The organism is Piscinibacter sp. XHJ-5, assembly GCF_029855045.1.
In the GTDB taxonomy this organism is placed as follows: domain Bacteria; phylum Pseudomonadota; class Gammaproteobacteria; order Burkholderiales; family Burkholderiaceae_C; genus Albitalea.
Map to the genome: position 1 here is coordinate 2,479,698 of NZ_CP123228.1, position 21,357 is coordinate 2,501,054.

Sequence of the window (21,357 nt, forward strand, 5' to 3'; positions counted from 1 at the left end):
GCTGCAAGGGGCACCACGATGAACGCCGTCAACCTGCTGGAATTCGATCTGGATGGGCTGGCGGCATTCTGCGAGCAGCTCGGAGAGAAACGCTTTCGCGCGACCCAGCTGTTCCGCTGGATCCATCACAAGGGTGCGTCCGACTTCGCCCAGATGTCCGATCTGGCGAAGTCGATGCGCGACAAGCTCGCTGGCGCCGCACGAATCACGCCGCTTGCAGTGGCCAGCGAACAGGCCTCGGCCGACGGCACGATCAAGTGGCTGTTCGATGTCGGCGGCGGCAACGCGGTCGAGACGGTGTTCATTCCCGAGGATGACCGCGGCACGCTGTGCGTGTCGTCGCAGGCCGGGTGCGCCGTCGGCTGCCGCTTCTGCTCCACCGGGCACCAGGGGTTCAGCCGCAATCTGACCACCGGCGAGATCGTCGCCCAGCTCTGGTTCGCCGAGCACCACTTGCGCCGGCGCTTGAAGCTCGCAGAAGGGGAGCGCGCGATCACGAACGTGGTCATGATGGGCATGGGCGAGCCGCTGCAGAACTACGCGGCGCTCGTGCCGGCACTGCGTGTCATGCTCGACGACCACGGCTACGGCCTGTCGCGGCGTCGCGTCACCGTGTCCACGTCCGGCGTGGTGCCCATGATCGATCGCCTTCGCGAGGATTGCCCGGTTGCGCTGGCCGTCTCGCTGCATGCGCCCAACGACGCCCTGCGGGACGACCTGGTGCCCCTCAACCGCAAATACCCCATCGCCGAGCTGCTGGATGCCTGCAACCGCTACCTCGACGCAGCGCCCCGCGACTTCATCACCTTCGAGTACTGCATGCTCGATGGTGTCAACGACACGCCCGAGCATGCGCGCGAGCTGGTGCGCCTGGTGCGCGGCAACGTCTCGTGCAAGTTCAACCTGATTCCGTTCAACCCGTTTCCGGAGTCGGGCCTCAAACGCTCGCCGCGCGACCGGGTGACGACGTTCGCGCGCGTTCTGCAGGAGGCCGGCGTCGTCACCACCGTGCGCAAGACCCGTGGCGACGACATCGACGCCGCCTGCGGCCAGCTGGCCGGCGAAGTGCAGGATCGCACGCGAGTCAAGGAACGGATCGCGACCCGCGCCACCATCCGTATCCATCGCCCATCGGCCTCATCCGAGGGCCGGGCGCCGTCGACGACGACAAAGAGGCAGGAGACGAAGGCATGAGTTGGGGATTTCGCGCCGCCGGGCGCACGGCGGCCTGGGCGGCCTTGACGACCGCCTGCATCCTTCTGGTCGCCTGTGCCGCAGTGCCGGGACGGCAGGCGGCGACGGTGACGCCCGCGGCGGGCGAGACCCGCGATCGCATCACCGCATCCGACGAGCCGGAGTCGTCCAAGCGGTCGCGCGTGCGCCTCGAGCTGGCCTCGGCCTACTTCGGCCGCGGCCAGCTCACCACGGCGCTCGACGAAGTCAAGCTGGCATTGGCGGCCGACCCGACGAACGTGGCGGCACTGAACCTGCGGGGCCTGATCTACGGCAGCCTGGGCGACCACCAGCTGGCCGAGGAAAGCTTCCGCCGTGCGCTGCAGATCGACGCGCGCGACGCCGACTCGATGCAGAACTTCGGCTGGTATCTGTGCCAGCGCAAGCGCTTCGACGAAGCCGACACGATGTTTCGCCAGGCGCTGGCTGTGCCCAACTATCGCGATGCGCCGCGCACGCTGCTCACGCAAGGGATCTGCCAGGCGCGTGCCGGCCAGCTCACCCAGGCCGAAGGGACGCTGACGCGCTCGTACGAGCTCGATCCGGGCAATCCGTCGATCGCCGTCAATCTCACCGAAGTGCTGTACCGGCGCGGCGAGTACGAGCGCGCCCGCTTCCACATCCGTCGTGTCAACAGCAACCCCGACATCGTGAACGCGCAGACCCTCTGGCTGGCCGCTCGCATCGAGAACCGGCTTGGAAACCGGCAAGGCGTGCAGGACTTCGGCACTCAGCTGCGCAACCGTTTCCCGCAGTCCCCGGAAGCGGGTGCCTTCGCGCGAGGACAATTCGATGAGTGAGCCGGCCACTGCTGCGATCGCGACGGCGCGAACGGCCGGCGGCATCCTGCGCGAGGCGCGGCAAGCCCAGGGGCTGCACATCGCGGCGCTGGCGGCCACCATCAAGGTCGCCCAGCGCAAGCTGGAGGCGCTCGAGGCTGACCGGCTCGATGAATTGCCGGACGCCACGTTCACCCGCGCGCTCGCCCAGACCGTGTGCCGCGCGCTGAAGATCGACGCCACCCCCGTTCTCGCGCTGCTGCCCGCGCCTGCCGGGCATCGGCTGGAGCATGTCAGCGAGGGCATCAACGAGCCGTTCCGCGAAGGACGCGGCGAACCGGCCAACTGGATGTCCGTGCTGGGTTCGCCCACGCTGTGGGCCGTTCTGGTCATCGCCGTGCTGACCGCCGCCGTCTACCTCATGCCGCAGGCCTGGCTGACCCGGGTACATCCGTCGTCCGGTGCAGCCTCGGCGCCCGAGCCGGCGGCGTCGGCCACCGTGTCGGTGAGCCTGCCCGCTGCCGGCGTCACGGAGCCGGCATCAGCCAGTCCTGCAGCGTCGGCAGCGCCTGTCGTCGAGCAGGCGGCCCTGCCGGTTCCCGCGGCGCCAGCGCCCCAGCCCGCCCCGACGGCCACCGTCGCTGCGCCCGCGCCCGTGGCCGCTGCATCGGCCTCGCCCACCACCGCGGCGCTGCAGCTGCGCACGGTCGGGCAGTCGTGGATCGAGGTCCAGGATGCCCGTCAGCAGGTGCTGCTGTCGCGTGTGGTCGAACCTGGCGAGGCGATCGCCCTCGACGGCACGACGCCCCTTCGCGTGAAGATCGGCAATGCGCGCGCCACTGAGCTGGTGTTCCGCGGCCGCCCCCTCGACTTGACCCCCAGCACGCGCGACAACGTGGCGCGTCTCGAATTGAAGTAGCAGGTTGGCACGATGAGCGATGCCCGCAATCCCCTCGCCGATTTCATTGAGCCTGCCGCGCCGGCAGCGCGCCGCAGCCGCCAGGCTTCGGTGAGCTGGGGCTCGCGCGTCGTCACGGTCGGCGGCGACGCACCGGTGCGCGTGCAATCGATGACCAACACCGACACCGTCGATGTCATCGAGACCGCGGTCCAGGTGAAGGAGCTGGCGGTCGCCGGCTCCGAGATGGTGCGCATCACCGTCAACACGCCGGAGGCGGCGCAAGCGGTGCCGCACATCCGCGAGCAGCTCGATCGCATGGGCATCGACGTGCCATTGATCGGCGACTTTCACTACAACGGCCATCGCCTGCTGAGCGAGTTTCCAGCCTGTGCCGAGGCGCTCTCGAAATACCGCATCAACCCGGGCAACGTCGGCAGGGGCGACAAGCACGACAAGCAGTTCGCCCAGATGGTCGAGGTGGCCGCTCGGCACGGCAAGCCGGTGCGCATCGGTGTCAACTGGGGCAGCCTGGACCAGGAGCTGCTGACGCAGATGATGGACGAGAACGCCAAGCGCGACGAGCCGTTCGAGCCTCAGCAGATCATGTACCGCGCGATCATCAAGTCTGCGCTGGAGTCGGCCCGCCGTGCCGAGGAGATCGGACTCGCGCGCGAGCAGATCATCCTGTCGTGCAAGATGTCGGGCGTCCAGGACCTCGTCAGCGTCTACCAGGCCCTGGCCGCTCGCTGCGATTACCCGCTCCACCTCGGACTCACCGAAGCCGGCATGGGCACCAAGGGAACCGTCGCGTCCACCGCTGCGCTCTCGCTGCTTCTGCAGCAGGGCATCGGAGACACGATTCGCGTGTCGCTGACGCCGCAGCCGGGTGAGGCACGCACGCAGGAGGTGGTCGTCGCGCTCGAGATCCTGCAGGCGCTGGGTCTTCGGTCGTTCAATCCCAGCGTCACGGCCTGCCCCGGCTGCGGCCGCACCACCAGCACCACCTTCCAGGAGCTCGCCAAGCAGATCGACGACTACCTGCGCATGCAGATGCCGGTATGGCGAGCCCGCTACCCAGGCGTCGAAAAGATGAAGGTGGCAGTGATGGGCTGCATCGTCAACGGTCCCGGCGAAAGCAAGCACGCCGACATCGGCATCAGTCTGCCGGGCACCGGCGAGGCCCCCGCGGCGCCGGTGTTCATCGACGGCGAGAAGGCGCTGACGCTGCGCGGCGAGCGCATCGCGCAGGAATTCCAGACGCTGGTCGAGGACTACATCGAGAAGCGCTTCGGCGCGGCGACGACGGCGCATTGACCGGGTCGTCGCTCGCCCGCTTCGCTCTCTCCCTCGTTTCAACGCGGCCGCGGGGCCGCTTCATGGGTCGCTGACATGGCTGACATCCTGCGTGCCGTCAAAGGCATGAACGACATCCTGCCGCCGAGCGTGCCGCGGTCCGACCGCTTGCCCGATTCGGCCTTGTGGCAGTGGTTCGAGACCACGGTGCGCTCCGTGCTTGCCCGCTACGGCTACCAGAACCTCATCACGCCGGTGGTCGAGCCGACAGCGCTGTTCGTGCGCGGGCTGGGCGAGGTCACCGACATCGTCGAGAAGGAGATGTATTCCTTCGAGGACTCGATGAACGGCGACAGGTTGACGCTGCGTCCCGAGGCCACCGCCGGCATCGTGCGCGCCATGGTCGAACACAACGCGCTGTACAACGGCCCGCTGCGGATCTGGCTGATGGGCCCCATGTTTCGCCACGAGAAGCCGCAGAAGGGCCGCTATCGCCAATTTCACCAGCTCGATGTCGAGGCGCTGGGCTACGCAGGCCCCGACGTCGATGCGGAGATGATCCTGATGGTGCGCACGCTGTGGCGCGAGTTGGGGCTGGTGGAAGGCCGCCACGTGCGCCTGGAGCTCAACAGCCTGGGGCAGCCCGACGAGCGGCGCGCGCATCGGGAAGCGCTGGTGAAGCACTTCGAGCAGCATGCCGATGCGCTTGACGAGGATTCGCGGCGACGCCTGCACAGCAATCCGCTGCGCATCCTCGACACCAAGAATCCCGCCATGCAGGCGGTCGTCGAGAGCGCGCCCAAGCTGATCGATCTCCTGGGCGAGGCGTCGCTGGCGCACTTCAACGCCGTGCGCGCGGTGCTTGATGCGGCCGGGCTCGAGTACCGCATCAACCCTCGGCTGGTGCGCGGCATGGACTACTACAACCTCACCGTCTTCGAGTGGGTGACCGACCACCTCGGCTCGCAGGGCACGGTGTGCGGCGGCGGCCGCTATGACGGTCTGATCGAGCAGCTGGGCGGCAAACCCGCACCGGCGGTCGGTTTCGGACTCGGCATCGAACGTCTGCTGCTGCTGATCCAGGAGCTCGGTCTGCCGGTGCCCAGTGGCGCGCCGCTCGCCTATGCGGTGATCCCCTCGCCCGCTCTGGTGCCGAAGGCTGCCGTGACGCTCGAGGCGCTGCGCGCGGCAGGCCTGTCGGTGCTGATGCACGCAGGCGGCGGCAGCATGAAGTCGCAATTCAAGCGTGCCGATGCGAGCGGGGCCCGCTATGCGCTGATCTTCGGCGAAGACGAGGTGGCGCGCGGGGAAGTGGCACTGAAGGACCTGCGCAATGCCGAAGCGCCGCAGCGCAGCCTGCCGCTCACGGGCGCAGCAGCCTGGGCCGCAGAACTCCTGAACGCATAATCGCGCCTTCCACGAAAGCATTCCCTTCCATGGCCACCCACCTCGACCTCGAAGAACAAGAACAGCTCGACCAGCTCAAGCACTTCTGGAAGCAGTACGGCAACCTGATCACGTGGGTGTTGATCGCCGTGCTGGGCGCCTTTGCGGCCTGGAACGGTTGGAACTGGTGGCAGCGCGAGCAGGCGGTGAAGGCCGGCGCGCTGTTCGACGAGGTCGACAAGGCCGCGCAGGCCGGCGAAGCCGACCGTGCCGCCACGCTGTTCGCCACCTTGAAGGAGCGCTTCCCCCGCACGGCCTTCACGCAGCAGGCGGCGCTGCTGCTGGCCAAGGCTCAGTTCGACAAAGGCCAGGCCGACAACGCAAGGGCGACGCTCTCATGGGTCGCCGACAACGCCGCGGAGGACGAGTACAAGACGATTGCACGGCTGCGTCTGGCCGGCGTGCTGCTGGACCAGAAGAAGTACGACGAAGCGCTCAAGCAGCTCGACGGGGCGACCGCCAGGGAATTCGAGGCGCTGGTCGCCGACCGCCGCGGTGACATCCTCATGGCTCAAGGCAAGAAGGACGAAGCCAGGTCCACCTACCAGAAGGCATGGCAGGCGATGGATGCGAAGGTTGACTATCGCCGCCTGGTGGAAGCCAAGCTGACCGCATTGGGTGCCCCGCCGGAAGCCGACAAGGCCAAGCCCGCGGAGGCCTCGAAATGATGCGTCGTGTGCTGCTCATCGTCGCGGCACTGAGCGTCGCGTGGCTGGCGGGTTGTGCGAGCAGCGAGAAGCCCAAACCCACGCCGCTCGAGCCGCTCACGCCGCAGATCGGCGGGCGCGTCGTCTGGAATCAGCGCATCGAGGCGATGCAGTTCCCGCTCTCCGTGGCGGTCAGCCCCGGGGTCTTCACCGTCGCCGCGAGCGACGGCACGGTGCTCGCACTGGAGGCCGATACAGGGCGCGAGTTGTGGCGGGGCAGCGCCGCCAGCAAGCTGAGCGCCGGCGTCGGGAGCGACGGTCGCTTTGCCGCCGTGGTCACGCGCGAAGGCGACCTGGTCACGCTGGAAGCCGGCCGCGTGCTGTGGCGCAAGCCGTTGAGCATGCGCGTGAACACCGCGCCGCTGGTGGCCGGCGAACGCGTGTTCGTGCTTGGCGGCGACCGCACCGTGCATGCCTTCGACGCGCTCGACGGCAGCAAGCTGTGGTCGGTGCAGCGTCCCGGCGATCCGCTGACGCTGGCTCAGGGCGGCGTCCTCGCGGCCTTCAAGGACACCTTGCTTGCCGGCCAGGGATCGCGCCTTGCCGGCTTCGATCCGCTGAATGGCGAGCTGCGCTGGGAAGTGACCGTCGGCTCGCCGCGAGGAACGAACGAGGTCGAGCGTCTTGCGGATCTGGTCGCTCCGCCTGCGCGCGTCGGCGACGTGGTCTGCGTGCGCTCATTCCAAGCCGCGGTGGGCTGCGTCAACGCCGAACGCGGCACCTTGTCATGGACCAAGCCGGTGGGTGGCACGGACGGCGTCGCGGCCGACGAACAGCTCGTCTTCGGCGCAGACGCTTCGGATCGCCTCACCGCCTGGAAAACCCCGTCCGGCGACGTCGCGTGGCAGACGGAGAAGTTTCTCTATCGGGGCCTCAGCGCGCCGCTGTCCACACCGCGTGCGGTGGTCTTCGGCGACGCCGAGGGGATCATTCACTTCCTGTCAAAGGACAAGGGAGAGACGCTGCTGCGGCTCAGCACCGACGGCAGCCCGATCGCGACGGCGCCCGTCGTGTCGGGTTCGACGATGCTCGTGGTGACGCGAAACGGCGGGCTGTACGCGGTCCGTCCGGAATAGCCTGCGGTCTCTTTCACGATGAAACCCGTCATCGCCATCGTCGGGCGGCCCAACGTCGGCAAGTCGACGTTGTTCAATCGCCTGACCAAGAGCCGTGACGCCATCGTCGCCGACTTCGCCGGGCTCACCCGCGACCGCCACTACGGCGACGGCCGGATCGGCGACCGCGAGTTCATCGTGATCGACACCGGTGGCTTCGAGCCGGAGAGCACCGCGGGCATCGTCAGGGAGATGGCCAAGCAGACACGCCAGGCAGTGGCCGAGGCCGACGCGGTGATCTTCGTGGTCGACGTGCGCGCCGGACTGTCCGCGCAGGACCACGACATCGCGAAGTACCTGCGCTCGGTCAACAAGAAGGTGCTGCTCGCAGCCAACAAGGCCGAGGGCATGGTCGACTCGCCGCACGTGGCGGAGTTCTATGAGCTCGGCATCGGCGAGCCGCATCCGATCTCGTCGGCGCACGGGCAGGGAATTCGCAGCCTGACCGAAGCAGCGCTTGCGGACTTTGCGTCCGACGAGGAAGACGCGGAGCCCGAAGAGGGCGCCCCGATCCGCTTGGCCGTTGCGGGCCGCCCCAATGTCGGCAAGAGCACGTTGATCAACACCTGGCTGGGCGAGGAGCGCCTCGTCGCCTTCGATCAGCCGGGCACGACACGCGACGCGATCAGCGTGCCGTTCGAGCGCAACGGACAGAACTTCCAGCTGATCGACACCGCCGGCCTGCGTCGCAAGGGGCGCGTGTTCGAGGCGATCGAGAAGTTCTCGGTCGTCAAGACGCTGCAGGCCATCGCCGATGCCAACGTCGTGCTGCTGCTGCTCGACGCGACGCAGGGAGTGACCGACCAGGACGCCCACATTGCGGGCTACATCCTGGACAGCGGGCGAGCGGTCGTGCTGGCAGTCAACAAGTGGGATGCGGTCGACGACTACCAGAAGCAGATGCTCCAGCGCTCCATCGAGCAGCGGCTGGCATTCCTGAAGTTCGCGCCGTTGCTCCACATCTCGGCGATCAAGCGGCAGGGCCTGGGCCCGGTATGGAAAGCGATCGCCGACGCCCACGCTTCCGCGGTGCGCAAGATGTCCACCCCGGTGCTGACGCGGCTGCTGCATGAGGCTGTCGAGCACCAGGCTCCCAAGCGCGCCGGCATGTTCCGGCCCAAGCTGCGCTACGCCCATCAAGGGGGCATGAATCCGCCGGTCATCGTGGTGCACGGAAACTCGCTCGAGCACGTGACCGACGCTTACAAACGCTTCCTGGAGGGGCGCTTCCGTGAGCATTTCAAGCTCGTAGGCACCCCTTTGCGGATCGAAATGCGGTCCGGCAAGAACCCGTTCGACGACAAGAATTCGTGAAGGCTTTTGGGCCGAGGGTTTTCGATCGGGGGGAACCCTGTGTTAACGTGCCAATCTCATAATTTTCAACACGGAGCTATATCGTGAGCAACAAAGGGCAACTTCTACAAGACCCCTTCCTCAACCTGCTGCGCAAAGAGCATGTGCCGGTCTCGATCTATCTCGTGAACGGCATCAAGCTGCAGGGCCACATCGAGTCTTTTGATCAGTATGTGGTGCTCTTGCGAAATACGGTCACCCAGATGGTCTACAAGCACGCCATTTCGACGGTGGTTCCTGGTCGCGCGGTGAATTTCCACGCCGCCGAGTCCCCAGAGCAGAGCTGATCCGCGTGAATTCCGAGATGCCTGCGGGTCCGAGGCAGCGGCGGCCTTGAGTTCGGTGCCCTCCACGCCGGGCGCGGCCGGCATGGCCCGCGCCATCCTCGTCGGTGTCGATCTGGGCGGCGCGTCCGGCTTCGATCCCACCCTCGACGAACTGGCCCAGCTCGCGGAGTCCGCGGGCGACCTGCCAGTGGCGCGCGTCGTCGCGCGCCGCAAGTCGCCCGATCCCGCCCTGTTCGTCGGGTCGGGCAAGGCCGACGAGATCAAGGCGCTCGTGGAGGGCCACCAAGCCGAGGCAGTGCTGTTCGATCAGGCACTTTCCCCGGCGCAACAGCGCAATCTGGAACGCCATCTGGGCGTCGCCGTCGCCGACCGCACGATGCTGATCCTCGAGATATTCGCTGCACGCGCGCAAAGCCACGAGGGCAAGCTGCAGGTCGAGCTGGCGCAGCTCCAGTACCTGTCGACGCGCCTGGTGCGGCGATGGAGCCACCTCGAGCGCCAGCGTGGCGGCATCGGCACGCGCGGTGGTCCCGGCGAAGCGCAGATCGAGCTCGACCGCCGGATGATCGGCGAGCGGATCAAGTCGGTGAAGGAGCGCCTCGAAAAAGTGAAGCGCCAACGCCGCACGCAGCGCCGCTCGCGAGAGCGCAACGAGACCTTTCGCGTCTCGCTGGTCGGCTACACCAACGCCGGCAAGTCGACTCTTTTCAACGCCCTGGTGAAGGCGCGCAGCTACGCTGCCGACCAGCTCTTCGCAACGCTGGACACGACGACGCGCCAGCTCTACCTGGAAGACGTCGGTCGCTCGGTGTCGCTGTCGGACACGGTCGGCTTCATCCGAGACCTTCCGCACAAATTGGTCGAAGCCTTCGAGGCCACGTTGCAGGAGGCCGCCGAAGCCGATCTATTGCTGCATGTGGTGGACGCGGCGAGCCCGCTGCTGGCGGAGCAGATGACAGAAGTGCAGCGGGTGCTGGCCGAGATCAGCGCCGATGGCGTGCCCCAGATCCTCGTCTACAACAAGTTTGACAAGCTGGAGGCCACGCAACGCCCGCGTACCGTCGTCGACGCTCTGGAGCTCGACCGCGGCGTGCGCGTGCCGCGCGTGTTCGTCAGCGCGCTCCAGGGCCATGGTCTCGACGAGCTGCGCGGGCTGATCGGCGAAGCAGCTGCCGGCACGCTGAAGGCGCGCTTGAACGCCGACGAGCCGGCGCCATCTACGTCGTCCGACGAGTCTTCGGTCGAAACCGATTCGGATCCCCGCCGCACCGGCAATCAACACTTGCACTCATCATGAGCAGTTCACACGGTGCCGCATCGGGCACGCCCCACGACGGTCGCGGCCGCGGCTTCGTGCGCTGGAACGACGTTGCGCTGGCCACCCGCGCGTTGCTGGCCGGTGTCGTGCGCCGTACTTGGCAGCGCTCGCGGCCGACGATCGATCTGTCCAACGGGCGCGGCGACGGGCCACCGGATCTCGACGAGCTTTGGCGCGACTTCAATCGCAAGCTGAGCGGCCTGTTTGGCGGCAAGGGCGGTCCGCGGCCCAATGGCGGGGACGGCGGCAACAACAACTTCCAGCCGGACATGAAAAGCGCCGGCATCGGGGTGGGCCTGATCGTCGCGGTCGTGGCGCTGATCTGGCTGGGCAGCGGCTTCTTCATCGTGCAGGAAGGGCAGCAGGCCGTGGTCATGACCTTCGGCCGCTACAGTCACACGGTGGACGCCGGCTTCCAGTGGCGCATGCCGTATCCCTTCCAGTCGCACGAGACGGTGTCCGTGACGACGCTGCGCTCCAAGGAGGTCGGCCGCAATACCGTCGTCCCGGCCACCGGCCTGCGCGATTCGTCCATGCTCACCCAGGACGAGAACATCGTCGACATTCGCTTCACCGTGCAGTACCGGCTGAAGGATGCGAAGTCCTTCCTGTTCGAGAACAGGGATCCGGAGGAGGCCGTGGTGATGGCGGCGGAATCGGCGGTGCGCGAGATCGTCGGCAAGAGCAACATGGACTCCGTGCTGTACGAGCAGCGCGACGCGATCGCCGCCGATCTGGTGAAGTCGGTGCAAGCGCAGCTCGATCGCCTGAAAGCCGGGATCATCGTCGCCAACGTCAACGTTCAGAACGTGCAGGCGCCGGAGCAGGTGCAGGCCGCCTTCGACGACGCCTTCAAGGCCGGCGCCGACCGAGAGCGTCTCAAGAACGAGGGCCAGGCGTATGCGAACGACGTGATCCCGAAGGCCCAAGGCACGGCGGCTCGCCTGCGCCAGGAAGCCGAGGGCTACCGGTCGCGCGTCGTCGCGCAGGCCGAGGGCGATGCGCAGCGCTTCAGCCAGGTGCTCGACGAATACCGCAAGGCGCCCGGCGTGACGCGCGACCGGATGTACATCGACACGATGCAGCAGGTGTACTCCAACGTCAGCAAGGTCCTGGTGGACAGCCGCAACAACTCGAACTTGCTCTACCTGCCGCTCGACAAGCTGCTGCAGCAGGCGGGTGTTTCTCCATCGGCTCCGGCGCCGTCCCAGGCGGCACCCGCGGACGCTTCCACCACGGGCGCGGTGGACGTGCGTTCGCGCGACAACCAGCGCAGTCGCGAACGCGACGGCCGCTGAGCACCCACTGAAACGGCCCACTCATGAACCGCATTGGCTTTTACGTCGCAGGCGCGCTGGTCGTCCTGATGATCCTGTTCTCGACGCTGTTCATCGTCGACCAGCGGCAGTTCGCCGTGATCTACGCACTGGGCGAGATCAAGGAAGTGGTGACCGAGCCCGGACTGAAGTTCAAACTGCCGCCGCCGTTCCAGAACGTCGTCTTTCTCGATCGCCGCATCCAGACGCTGGACAGCCCCGAGACACGGCCCATCTTCACGGCAGAGAAGAAGAGCCTGGTGATCGACTGGCTGATCAAGTGGCAGATCACCGACGCGCGTCAATTCATTCGCAACAACGGCGTCGACATCCGCAACGTCGAAAACAAGCTCAGCCCCATCGTGCAGGCCGCCTTCAATGAGGAAGTGACCAAGCGAACGGTGCGCAACATGCTGTCCACCGAGCGCGACAAGGTCATGCAGGACGTGCGCGGTCGCCTCGTCGACGAGGCAAAGGCCTTCGGCATCTCGATCGTCGACGTGCGCATCAAGCGTGTCGACTTCTCGGCCAACATCACCGATTCGATCTATCGCCGCATGGAGTCGGAGCGCAAGCGCGTGGCCAACGAACTTCGTTCGACAGGGGCAGCCGAAGGCGAGAAGATCCGGGCCGACGCCGACCGCCAGCGCGAAGTGATCGTCGCCGAGGCCTACCGCGATGCGCAGAAGGTGCAGGGCGACGGCGACGCGAAAGCGTCGGCCATCTTCGCCGAGTCGTTCGGCCGTGATCCACAGTTCGCCGCGTTCTATCGGAGCCTGACGGCGTACCGTGCGGCGTTCCGGAGCAAATCCGACGTGATGGTGATGGACCCGAGCAGCGACTTCTTCCGCGCCATGCGTGGCGCCCCGGCGCCGGCGCCCGCCGCGCCGACCGGGAAGAGGTGACAGCGGTCGATCCTTGGGACCTGGTCTTCAGCGCCTTGGCGCTGATGCTGGTGATCGAGGGCCTGCTGCCGTTCTTCAACCCCAGGCTGTGGCGCGGTGTGTTCGAACGGGCCACCCGCATGAGTGACGGCCAGATCCGCTTTCTCGGGTTGTCCAGCATGCTGGCGGGCATCGTGATGCTGGCGCTGTTCTGGAACTGAGCGCCGCTGCCGGGCGGACGGGTCGAACGACCCCGGTACAATGCCGCTTTTAACCCCCCGGTGATTTCACATGTCGTCTGCTTGGCTGCTGCCCGAGCACATCGCCGACGTCCTGCCTGCGCAGGCCAGGCACATCGAAGAGTTGCGGCGCGGGTTGCTCGATGTGGCGCGGGGCTACGGATTCGAGCTCGTGATGCCGCCGCTGCTGGAGCACCTCGAGTCGCTGCTGTCGGGCACCGGGCGGGAGCTGGATCTCAAGACTTTCAAGCTGGTTGACCAGCTGAGCGGCCGAACGCTGGGCGTGCGCGCCGACACGACGTCACAGGTGGCGCGCATCGACGCGCACCTGCTCAATCGCGAAGGCCTCACGCGGCTGTGCTATTGCGGCCCGGTTCTGCATACGCGACCGGCGGGACTGTCGGCGACGCGCGAGCCGCTTCAGTTCGGCGCCGAGACCTATGGCCACGCCGGCCTCGAAGCCGATCTGGAAATCCAGGACCTGGCGCTCGACTGTCTGCGCAGCGCCGGCATCACCAACGTCATCCTCGACCTGGGCGATGCGCGCATCCTGCGCGGGCTGCTCACCGGATCGGCAATGGACGCGGCGCGTACCGCCGACCTGATTCGTGCTTTGGCGGCGAAGGACGCGCCCACGCTGTCCGGCCTTTGCAGGGGTTTGCCGGACGATGTCAGGCGCGGGCTGGACACCTTGCTGCGTTTGTACGGTGGTATCGAGGTGCTGGACGTCGCCGAGCGGGAGTTGCCCGATCGCCCGCTGGTGCGTGCGGCATTGAGCGAGCTGCGCTCTCTGGCGACCCGGCTGCAACATGCTCATCCGGAGGCGCGTGTCGGTTTCGATCTCGCCGACCTGGGTGGCTACGCCTACTACAGCGGTGCGCGCTTCGCCGTCTACACCGGCGGGTGCAGCGATGCGATCGCGCGCGGCGGCCGCTACGACGAAGTCGGCGCCGCCTTTGGACGCAATCGGCCGGCGGTCGGCTTCAGCCTCGACTTGAAGGAACTGGCGGCTCTGGTCCCTCCGCGACGACTCGCCGCCGCGATTCGTGCGCCTTGGGGCGAATCGGAAGCTCTGCGAACGGCCGTGCGCCGCTTGCGCGAGCAGGGCGAGACGGTCGTGTGCATCCTGCCGGGCCACGAACACGAGGGCCAGGAATTCGACTGTGACCGTGAGCTCGTCGCCGTCGGCGATCAATGGGTTGTGCGCGGGCTCTGAGCCGCTGCGCAGGTCCCGCATTTTTCAGACTCGGAACGCTTCAAATGCAAGACATGAAGGCGAAGAACGCCGGCCGCAACGTGGTCGTCGTCGGTACCCAGTGGGGCGACGAAGGCAAGGGCAAGGTGGTGGACTGGCTGACCGACCATGCACAAGGCGTGGTGCGCTTCCAGGGGGGCCACAATGCCGGCCACACCCTGGTGATCAAAGGTGTGAAGACTGCACTGCAGCTCATTCCCTCGGGGATCATGCGCGACGGCGTGGCGTGCTACATCGGCAACGGCGTGGTCGTCGACCCGACTCACTTGCTGTCAGAGATCGAGCGCCTCGAAGGCATCGGGCTCGACGTTCGCTCGCGGCTGTTCATCAGCGAATCGTGCCCGTTGATCCTGCCATTCCACGTGGAGGTCGACAAGGCGCGCGAGGCCCTGCGCGAGACCAGCGGCGCGGGCAAGATAGGCACCACGGGCAAGGGAATCGGTCCCGCCTACGAGGACAAGGTGGCACGCCGGGCACTGCGCGTGCAGGACCTGAAGCACCCGCGGCGTTTCGCAGACAAGCTGCGTGAGCTGCTGGAGCTGCACAACTTCATGCTGACCGGATATCTGCACGCGAAGGCGCTCGAGTTCCAGCCGATCCTCGATCACGCCATGAAGGTCGCCGAACAGCTCAAGCCCATGCTCGCCGATGTCGGATACCTGCTGTACACGGCCAACCGCGGCGGCGCGAACATTCTCTTCGAGGGCGCGCAGGGCACGCTGCTCGACATCGACCATGGCACCTATCCGTACGTCACGTCGAGCAATTGCGTGGCGGGCAATGCAGCGGCCGGCGCGGGCGTGGGCCCGGACCTGCTGCACTACATCCTGGGCATCACCAAGGCCTACACCACTCGCGTGGGCAGCGGCCCGTTCCCGACCGAACTGCCCATCGACGAGCCCGGCACGATCGGACATCTGCTGTCCACCGTCGGCCAGGAGCGCGGCACCGTCACCGGCCGGGCACGCCGTTGCGGCTGGCTGGATGCTGCTGCGCTGAAGCGCTCGATCATCATCAACGGCATCTCGGGCCTGTGCGTCACCAAGCTCGACGTGCTCGATGGACTTGAGGAGATCAAGGTGTGCGTCGGCTACGAGCTTGGCGGCAAGCGGATCGACATCCTGCCGCTGGACGCCGATGACATCGCGGCCTGCCGGCCCGTCTACGACACCTTCCCCGGATGGAAGGAAACCACGGCCGGCATCACGCAATGGGACCGGCTGCCGCTGAACGCCCGCCGCTACCTGCAGCGCGTGCAGGAGTGCATCGGAGCGCCCATCGACATGGTGTCCACCGGCCCGGATCGCGAGCACACGATCCTGCTGCGTCATCCGTACAAGGCCTGAGCGCCTTGGCCGCGATTCCCTGGGAAGATCGCCGAGAGATTGAGGACATTCGATGCTGACCGACGACGGCAAACACCTGTACGTCTCGTGGGACGAGTACCACATGCTGACCGAGCGCCTGGCGCTGAAGGTTCATGCCTCCGGATGGGAGTTCGACCAGATTCTTTGTCTGGCGCGCGGCGGCATGCGCCCCGGTGACGTGCTGTCGCGGGTGTTCGACAAGCCGCTGGCGATCATGTCGACGAGCTCCTACCGTGCCGAAGCCGGCACCATCCAGGGCCGGCTCGACATGGCCAAGTACATCACCATGCCCAAGGGCGAGCTCGCCGGCCGGGTGCTGCTGGTCGATGACCTCGCCGATTCGGGCATCACGCTGCGCGCCGTCGTCGATCGTCTGCGCGGCATGCCCGCCATCAGCGAGCTGCGATCAGCAGTCATCTGGACCAAGGGTGTATCCAGCTACGTGCCCGACTACTACGTCGAGATGCTGCCCACGAGCCCTTGGATCCACCAGCCCTTCGAGGAATACGACTCCTTGCGGCCGGAAGGTCTTGCGAAGAAGTTCGCCATCTGAGCTCGCCTGCACTGGCCCCAGGGCCAATGAGGCGGGCAAGAAAAAGGCCGCATACTGCGGCCTCGTTCATTGTTTGTGGTGCCCAGGAAGGGACTCGAACCCCCACGGTGTTACCCGCTAGTACCTGAAACTAGTGCGTCTACCAATTCCGCCACCTGGGCATTTCAGGAAGTCTTGGATTCTATCATCAAAAAAAATACTTCATTCCCAACGTCCGCCCCTGCCATCGGCGCCGAACTGATGAGCGAGGTGGAAGGCACGGTGCAAGGTCACCGCGACGGCCACGGATTCCTCGTGCGCGACGACCGCCAGCCTGACCTGTACCTGTCGCCCCAGGAGATGCGCGCCGTGTTGCATCGCGACCGCGTGAAGGCGCGCATCATCCGGTACGACCGCAAGGGCAGGCCCGAAGGCCGGGTACTCGAGATCCTCGAGCGGCGCAAGGCGCCGATCATCGGTCGGCTGCTGCACGAGAGCGGAATCTGGCTCGTGGCGCCTGAGGACAAGCGCTACGGGCAGGACATCATGGTGCCCAAGAACGCGATCGCCAACGCGACCGCGGGGCAGGTGGTGGCCATCGAGCTGACCGAGGCACCGTCCCTGTACTCGCAGCCCATGGGCCGCGTGACCGAGGTGCTGGGCGAGATCGACGATCCAGGCATGGAGATCGAGATCGCGGTGCGAAAGTACGAGGTGCCGCATCGCTTCTCTCCCGAGACGCTGGCGCAGGCGGCCGCGCTGCCCGACAAGATTCGCAGCGCCGACTGCAAGCACCGCATCGATCTGAGCGATGTGCCGCTCGTCACCATCGACGGTGAGGACGCACGCGACTTCGACGACGCCGTGTACTGTGAGCCGGCGAAGGTGGGGCGGGGCAAGGGCTGGCGCCTCATCGTCGCGATCGCCGACGTCAGCCATTACGTGAAGCCGGGCGAGCCCATCGACGACGATGCCTACGAGCGTGCGACCTCGGTGTACTTCCCGCGTCGCGTGATTCCGATGCTGCCGGAGAAGCTGTCCAACGGCCTGTGCTCGCTGAATCCCAACGAAGACCGGCTGGCGATGGTGTGCGACATGCTGATCACCTCGGCCGGCGACGTCCACGCCTATCAGTTCTATCCGGCGGTGATCTGCTCGCATGCGCGCTTCACGTACACCGAGGTGGCCGCCATCCTCGCCAACACGCGAGGCCCGGAAGCGGCGCGCCGCGCAGAGCTGGTGCCGCACCTGCTGAATCTCAACGAGGTCTACCGCGCGCTCCTGAAAGCGCGCAGCAAGCGCGGCGCCGTGGACTTCGAGACCACCGAGACGCAGATCGTGTGCGACGAGAACGGCCGCATCGAGAAGATCGTGCCTCGCGTGCGCACCGAGGCGCACAAGCTGATCGAAGAGACGATGCTCGCAGCGAACGTCTGCGCGGCCGACTTCATCGCGCTGCACAAGCATCCTTCGCTGTATCGCGTGCATGAGGGGCCGACGCCCGAGAAGAAGACGCTGCTGCAGGGATACCTCAAGGCACTGGGCCTCGGCCTCACGGTGGGCGACGACCCGACGCCGGCAGAGTTCCAGGCAATCGCCGAAGCGACCAAGGACCGTCCCGACGCACTCCAGATCCATACGATGCTGCTGCGCTCCATGCAGCAGGCCATCTATACGGCGACCAACAGCGGTCACTTCGGGCTGGCCTACGAGGCCTACACGCACTTCACGAGCCCTATCCGCCGCTATCCCGACCTGCTCGTCCATCGCGTCATCAAGGCCTTGCTGCACAGCAAGCGCTATCACCTCAGCACTGGCCAGGTCGAAGATGCACCTCAGCCGAGGCGAAACGCCAAGCCGGCGAAGACACCCACGACCGAGGGCGAGGTGTGGGAGGCCGCGGGCGTGCACTGCAGCACCAACGAAAGGCGGGCCGACGAGGCCTCCCGTGACGTCGAGGCGTGGCTCAAGTGCCGCTACATGCGCGAGCATCTCGGCGAGGAGTTTGCCGGCACGGTGTCCGCGGTCACGACCTTCGGCCTGTTCGTCACGCTGGACGCGCTGTATGTCGAGGGCCTGGTCCACATCACCGAGCTCGGCGGCGAGTACTACCGCTTCGATGAGATCAAGCAGGAGCTTCGCGGCGAACGCACGGGCGTGCGCTACACGGTGGGCGCGCGCGTGCGGGTGCAGGTGAGCCGCGTCGATCTGGACGGCCGCAAGATCGACTTCCGCATGGTGCGCGACACGCAGGAGGATGCTGCGCTGATCCGCGCCCGGCGCGATCGCCTCGTGGGACGCTCCGCCGTCGAGGACCTCGCCGCGGTGAAGGACACCGACCGTGCGGTAAAGGCGTCGACGAAGGCCAGGGGCCGCAACGGCTCGGGTAAATCGGCGCATCCCGTGCGCGCGGCCAAGGCTTCGGCGCGCAAGTCCTCCGCCAAGGCAGTGCGTCGGCGCTGACAGCACCGGCGCATCAGCTCAGTCGAAGCATCGAGTCGATGAGGTCGCCCGCGCGCAGTGCGGGCGAGGTGCATGCATCGGCCGCGGCGCCATGGCGGAACACGGCAGCACACGTCACCCGCAGGGCCGCGGCCATGCCGTCGTTCTGCGGCTGCTGCGCCCAGAGTCCGCCCAGCCAGCCCGCCAGCACATCGCCGGTGCCGGCAGTCGCGAGCGCGGCGGTTCCGGTGGCATTGATGTACGGGATCGCGCCGGGCGTGGCGACCACGGTGCCCGATCCCTTCAGCAGAACGACAGTGCCGAAGTCGTCGGCGAGCGACTGGGCGGCGCCCAACCGGTCGGCCTGAACCTTGGCCGTTTCGAAGGACATGAGGCGCGCTGCTTCCAGCGGATGCGGCGTCATCACCGTGGGACGCCCGCGCTGGGAGCGCGAACGCAGCAGCGTCTGCAGCTTCGGATCGCCAGCGATCGCGTTGAGCGCGTCTGCGTCCAGCACCAGTCGGCCGGCCGCGCTGAACAGGCGGGGCAGCGCCTCACGCACGGCGTCGCCGCCACCGCAGCCGCACACCACGGTCGCATGACGCAGTGTCGCTTCGGCACTCTTCCACCATCCGTCGCGGAACATCAGTTCGGGACGTAGGGGATCGTGTGTCATCCGGTGCTCATCGAGCAGGCTCACGAAGGTTCGGCCTGCGCCGGCAGCATGCGCGGCGCGCGCCGCGAGCAACGCTGCCCCCGTCATGCCGGGCGCACCGCCGACCACGGCGACGTCGCCGAAGCTGCCCTTGTGTTGCACATGCGAACGCGGGCCGAGCGCCGCGCTGTCGCCTCCGATGAGCCAGGCATCGGGTGCATCGGATCGGATGGTGACGGAGAGGTCGTCGAACCACACGACACCGGCGTGATCGCGTCCTGCCGCGGTAAAGAGGCCGGGTTTCACCGTCAGCAGCGTGAGGCAATGCTGCGCGCGCACGCAGTTCTCGCCGAGCGGCTGCCCGGTCCCGCCATGCAGACCCGAGGGAAGGTCGATGGACAGCACGGGGCAGGGCAGCGTGTTGAGCCGGGCAATGGTCTGCGCGAGCGCCGGGTCTGGTGCGCGGGTCGCTCCTATGCCGAGCAGCGCGTCGATGGCGAGGTCAGCCGGACCGAGGTCATCCGGCGCCTCGACGGCAATCGCGACGCCGGCCTCGCGGGCGCGCGCAAGCGCATCGAGTGCATCGGCGGGCATTCGCTCGGGCACGCCGGCGACAGTGACCAGTACGTGCTTGCCGGCGGCGCGAAGGTGCAATGCCGCTTCGAATCCGTCGCCACCGTTGTTGCCGGGCCCGGCGGCGATCCAGACCCTGCGCGCATGTGGTGCGACGGCAAGTGCCAGCCGCGCCACCGCCAGTCCCGCCCGTCGCATCAGGGTGTGCGGCGGCAGCGCCTCGCGCGCGCGCTGCTCGATCTCGCGAGTGCGCTGCACCCCGAACAGTGGCAGGGACCGTGACGGCGGCAGCACACGTTGCATGACGGCGTTCCCTAGTGACGAAGGCGTTCGATGCCCAGTCCCGCAGTGTCCACTCCCGGCTGGCGCGACGCCAGCAGGTCGGCGACCACGCGGGCGGAGCCGCATGCGAGCGCCCAGCCGCTCGAGCCGTGGCCCAGGTTGAGCCAGACGCCTTGCAACCCGCTGCGTCCCAGCAGCGGCGGGCCATCCGGCAGCATCGGCCGCGCGCCCTTCCACCGTTGAGCGTGGGTGAGGCGTGCCGCGCCGGGGAACCAGTCGTGCAGCACCTTGTAGAGGGTCTCCAGGGCCGCCGCGTTGTGCCCTTGCGGCGACCCGCCCAGCTCGGCGCTGCCGGCCACCCGGATGCGCGAGCCGAGCCGGCTGATGGCGACCTTGTAGCGCTCGTCCATCACGCCTGACCGCGGACCGCGCTCAGGGTGGGTCTCGTGGTGACGGATGGGCGCGGTGACCGAATAGCCGTACACGGGCACGAGCGGAAGCTTGAGGCCGTGCGGTGCGAGCAATCCCGCGCTTCCCACCGCCGCGCACACGACGACCGCGTCGACGGTTTCGAGGCTTGGCTCCAGGGGCATCGGCGCGGTCGCCGCGAAGCCGGTGCGCGATGGGTCGACGCTGGTCGTCAGCGGTCCGGAGTCGTCGGCCGCGCCGGGCTTGACCACGAGTTGCGGATGCGTGCCTGGCACGATCGCCTCGACTTCGGCATGAAAGCGAAAGCGCACGCCGCGCGCTTGCGCCTGCGCACGGAGCAGATGCGCGAATTGGCGGCAGTTGCCGACCTCGTCGTCGGGAAGGTGGATGCCGGCGTGCAGTGGCGTGTCGCCGCTGAGTCCCGGCTCCACTGTCGTGCAGCGGAGGGGGTCGATGACCTCGTGGCGGACGCCCAGCTCCTGCAGCAGCGCGAGCCCCGGCTGAGCCATCGCGAGGTCCTGAGCGCTTCGCAGCAGCACCAGGTAGCCGTCAGACCGTTCGTAGTCGAGCTCCAGCTCAGCGGAAAGCTCGTGCAGCCGCTCGCGGCTGAACAGCGCGAGCCTCTGCATGCTGGCGCGGCGGGAGGCGTAGGTGTCCTGACGGCAGGAACGCCACCACTTCCACATCCAGCCAAGCGTGGCGGCATCAAGGCGCGCGTTGAGGCGGACCGGCCCATGGCGCTGGAACAGCGAGCGCAGCACTTTGCCGTGCATGCCCGGCGCCGCCCAGGGCGTGACATAGCCGGGGGCGACCACGCCGGCATTGGCGAAGCTCGTCTCGGCCGCGACGCTGCCGCGCCGCTCGTACACCGTGACCTCGTGCCCGTCGCGCGCCAGCTCGAACGCCGTGGTGACGCCGACGATGCCGGCGCCGATGACTGCGACACGCATG

General features: G+C 67.3%; 18 protein-coding genes, 1 tRNA gene and 1 pseudogene. 17 read left to right on the forward strand and 3 right to left on the reverse strand.

Features of this window, described 5'->3' with window-relative positions:
* Positions 1 to 18: 18 nt before the first annotated feature.
* From rlmN to P7V53_RS11680, 16 genes are all read left to right on the forward strand, one after another.
* The gene (gene rlmN / locus P7V53_RS11605; RefSeq protein WP_280155629.1) at positions 19 to 1,194 is read left to right on the forward strand and encodes a 23S rRNA (adenine(2503)-C(2))-methyltransferase RlmN; all 1,176 of its coding nucleotides are present in this window, start codon (positions 19 to 21) and stop codon (positions 1,192 to 1,194) included.
* Positions 1,191 to 2,033 (forward strand): type IV pilus biogenesis/stability protein PilW, encoded by an 843-nt coding sequence (pilW, locus tag P7V53_RS11610; protein WP_280155630.1) that lies wholly within the window; start codon positions 1,191 to 1,193, stop codon positions 2,031 to 2,033. The genes rlmN and pilW overlap by 4 nt, the downstream gene beginning before the upstream one ends.
* The gene (locus tag P7V53_RS11615) at positions 2,026 to 2,931 is read left to right on the forward strand and encodes a helix-turn-helix domain-containing protein (protein WP_280155631.1); all 906 of its coding nucleotides are present in this window, start codon (positions 2,026 to 2,028) and stop codon (positions 2,929 to 2,931) included. The genes pilW and P7V53_RS11615 overlap by 8 nt, the downstream gene beginning before the upstream one ends.
* A 12-nt stretch (positions 2,932 to 2,943) precedes the next feature.
* Positions 2,944 to 4,227 carry a flavodoxin-dependent (E)-4-hydroxy-3-methylbut-2-enyl-diphosphate synthase gene (ispG, locus tag P7V53_RS11620; protein WP_280155632.1) on the forward strand — a complete coding sequence of 428 codons (1,284 nt, stop codon included), beginning with the start codon at positions 2,944 to 2,946 and terminating at the stop codon, positions 4,225 to 4,227.
* Positions 4,228 to 4,302: 75 nt separating this feature from the next.
* Positions 4,303 to 5,613, forward strand: a complete 1,311-nt coding sequence (gene hisS, locus P7V53_RS11625) for a histidine--tRNA ligase (RefSeq protein WP_280155633.1) — start codon at positions 4,303 to 4,305, stop codon at positions 5,611 to 5,613.
* A gap of 29 nt (positions 5,614 to 5,642) precedes the next feature.
* Positions 5,643 to 6,320 (forward strand): tetratricopeptide repeat protein, encoded by a 678-nt coding sequence (locus tag P7V53_RS11630; RefSeq protein WP_280155634.1) that lies wholly within the window; start codon positions 5,643 to 5,645, stop codon positions 6,318 to 6,320.
* Positions 6,317 to 7,435: an outer membrane protein assembly factor BamB gene (gene bamB, locus P7V53_RS11635; RefSeq protein ID WP_348273469.1), complete on the forward strand. Its 1,119-nt coding sequence runs from the start codon at positions 6,317 to 6,319 to the stop codon at positions 7,433 to 7,435. Before P7V53_RS11630 ends, bamB begins: the two co-directional genes overlap by 4 nt.
* 18 nt (positions 7,436 to 7,453) lie before the next feature.
* Entirely contained in the window at positions 7,454 to 8,788 is a 1,335-nt protein-coding gene (gene der / locus P7V53_RS11640; protein ID WP_280155635.1) for a ribosome biogenesis GTPase Der, read from the forward strand.
* 83 nt (positions 8,789 to 8,871) lie between these two features.
* Positions 8,872 to 9,114: an RNA chaperone Hfq gene (gene hfq, locus P7V53_RS11645; protein WP_280155636.1), complete on the forward strand. Its 243-nt coding sequence runs from the start codon at positions 8,872 to 8,874 to the stop codon at positions 9,112 to 9,114.
* Between the two features lie 82 nt (positions 9,115 to 9,196).
* Positions 9,197 to 10,411: a GTPase HflX gene (hflX, locus tag P7V53_RS11650; RefSeq protein ID WP_280156495.1), complete on the forward strand. Its 1,215-nt coding sequence runs from the start codon at positions 9,197 to 9,199 to the stop codon at positions 10,409 to 10,411.
* Positions 10,408 to 11,730, forward strand: a complete 1,323-nt coding sequence (hflK, locus tag P7V53_RS11655) for an FtsH protease activity modulator HflK (RefSeq protein WP_280155637.1) — start codon at positions 10,408 to 10,410, stop codon at positions 11,728 to 11,730. The genes hflX and hflK overlap by 4 nt, the downstream gene beginning before the upstream one ends.
* 23 nt (positions 11,731 to 11,753) lie before the next feature.
* Positions 11,754 to 12,653: a protease modulator HflC gene (hflC, locus tag P7V53_RS11660; protein ID WP_280155638.1), complete on the forward strand. Its 900-nt coding sequence runs from the start codon at positions 11,754 to 11,756 to the stop codon at positions 12,651 to 12,653.
* On the forward strand, positions 12,650 to 12,853 hold the full coding sequence (locus P7V53_RS11665; RefSeq protein WP_280155639.1) for a DUF2065 domain-containing protein: 204 nt from the start codon (positions 12,650 to 12,652) through the stop codon (positions 12,851 to 12,853). The genes hflC and P7V53_RS11665 overlap by 4 nt, the downstream gene beginning before the upstream one ends.
* Before the next feature lie 70 nt (positions 12,854 to 12,923).
* Positions 12,924 to 14,087 (forward strand): ATP phosphoribosyltransferase regulatory subunit, encoded by a 1,164-nt coding sequence (locus P7V53_RS11670; RefSeq protein WP_280155640.1) that lies wholly within the window; start codon positions 12,924 to 12,926, stop codon positions 14,085 to 14,087.
* A gap of 53 nt (positions 14,088 to 14,140) precedes the next feature.
* The gene (locus P7V53_RS11675) at positions 14,141 to 15,472 is read left to right on the forward strand and encodes an adenylosuccinate synthase (RefSeq protein WP_280155641.1); all 1,332 of its coding nucleotides are present in this window, start codon (positions 14,141 to 14,143) and stop codon (positions 15,470 to 15,472) included.
* Between the two features lie 52 nt (positions 15,473 to 15,524).
* On the forward strand, positions 15,525 to 16,046 hold the full coding sequence (locus tag P7V53_RS11680; protein WP_280155642.1) for a phosphoribosyltransferase: 522 nt from the start codon (positions 15,525 to 15,527) through the stop codon (positions 16,044 to 16,046).
* A 76-nt stretch (positions 16,047 to 16,122) separates the two neighbouring features.
* On the opposite strand, the gene P7V53_RS11685 is transcribed toward P7V53_RS11680, so the two are convergent.
* A tRNA-Leu gene (locus P7V53_RS11685) sits at positions 16,123 to 16,207 on the reverse strand.
* Between P7V53_RS11685 and rnr the strand changes: the two are divergent.
* A pseudogene (gene rnr, locus P7V53_RS11690) lies at positions 16,203 to 18,488 on the forward strand (ribonuclease R); the annotation flags it as partial. The gene P7V53_RS11685 and the pseudogene rnr overlap by 5 nt on opposite strands.
* Positions 18,489 to 18,501: 13 nt before the next feature.
* Here rnr and P7V53_RS11695 read toward each other — a convergent pair.
* Positions 18,502 to 19,998: an NAD(P)H-hydrate dehydratase gene (locus P7V53_RS11695; protein WP_280155643.1), complete on the reverse strand. Its 1,497-nt coding sequence runs from the start codon at positions 19,996 to 19,998 to the stop codon at positions 18,502 to 18,504.
* 11 nt (positions 19,999 to 20,009) lie between these two features.
* Positions 20,010 to 21,356 carry an FAD-dependent oxidoreductase gene (locus tag P7V53_RS11700; protein WP_280155644.1) on the reverse strand — a complete coding sequence of 449 codons (1,347 nt, stop codon included), beginning with the start codon at positions 21,354 to 21,356 and terminating at the stop codon, positions 20,010 to 20,012.
* Position 21,357 lies beyond the last annotated feature (1 nt).

Coding starts and splice junctions, on each gene's coding strand:
- rlmN (WP_280155629.1), top strand. CDS start 19: ATGAACGCCGTCAACCTGCTGGAATTCGATCTGGATGGGCTGGCGGCA.
- pilW (WP_280155630.1), top strand. CDS start 1,191: ATGAGTTGGGGATTTCGCGCCGCCGGGCGCACGGCGGCCTGGGCGGCC.
- P7V53_RS11615 (WP_280155631.1), top strand. CDS start 2,026: ATGAGTGAGCCGGCCACTGCTGCGATCGCGACGGCGCGAACGGCCGGC.
- ispG (WP_280155632.1), top strand. CDS start 2,944: ATGAGCGATGCCCGCAATCCCCTCGCCGATTTCATTGAGCCTGCCGCG.
- hisS (WP_280155633.1), top strand. CDS start 4,303: ATGGCTGACATCCTGCGTGCCGTCAAAGGCATGAACGACATCCTGCCG.
- P7V53_RS11630 (WP_280155634.1), top strand. CDS start 5,643: ATGGCCACCCACCTCGACCTCGAAGAACAAGAACAGCTCGACCAGCTC.
- bamB (WP_348273469.1), top strand. CDS start 6,317: ATGATGCGTCGTGTGCTGCTCATCGTCGCGGCACTGAGCGTCGCGTGG.
- der (WP_280155635.1), top strand. CDS start 7,454: ATGAAACCCGTCATCGCCATCGTCGGGCGGCCCAACGTCGGCAAGTCG.
- hflX (WP_280156495.1), top strand. CDS start 9,197: ATGGCCCGCGCCATCCTCGTCGGTGTCGATCTGGGCGGCGCGTCCGGC.
- hflK (WP_280155637.1), top strand. CDS start 10,408: ATGAGCAGTTCACACGGTGCCGCATCGGGCACGCCCCACGACGGTCGC.
- hflC (WP_280155638.1), top strand. CDS start 11,754: ATGAACCGCATTGGCTTTTACGTCGCAGGCGCGCTGGTCGTCCTGATG.
- P7V53_RS11670 (WP_280155640.1), top strand. CDS start 12,924: ATGTCGTCTGCTTGGCTGCTGCCCGAGCACATCGCCGACGTCCTGCCT.
- P7V53_RS11675 (WP_280155641.1), top strand. CDS start 14,141: ATGAAGGCGAAGAACGCCGGCCGCAACGTGGTCGTCGTCGGTACCCAG.
- P7V53_RS11680 (WP_280155642.1), top strand. CDS start 15,525: ATGCTGACCGACGACGGCAAACACCTGTACGTCTCGTGGGACGAGTAC.
- P7V53_RS11695 (WP_280155643.1), bottom strand. CDS start 19,998: ATGCAACGTGTGCTGCCGCCGTCACGGTCCCTGCCACTGTTCGGGGTG.
- P7V53_RS11700 (WP_280155644.1), bottom strand. CDS start 21,356: ATGCGTGTCGCAGTCATCGGCGCCGGCATCGTCGGCGTCACCACGGCG.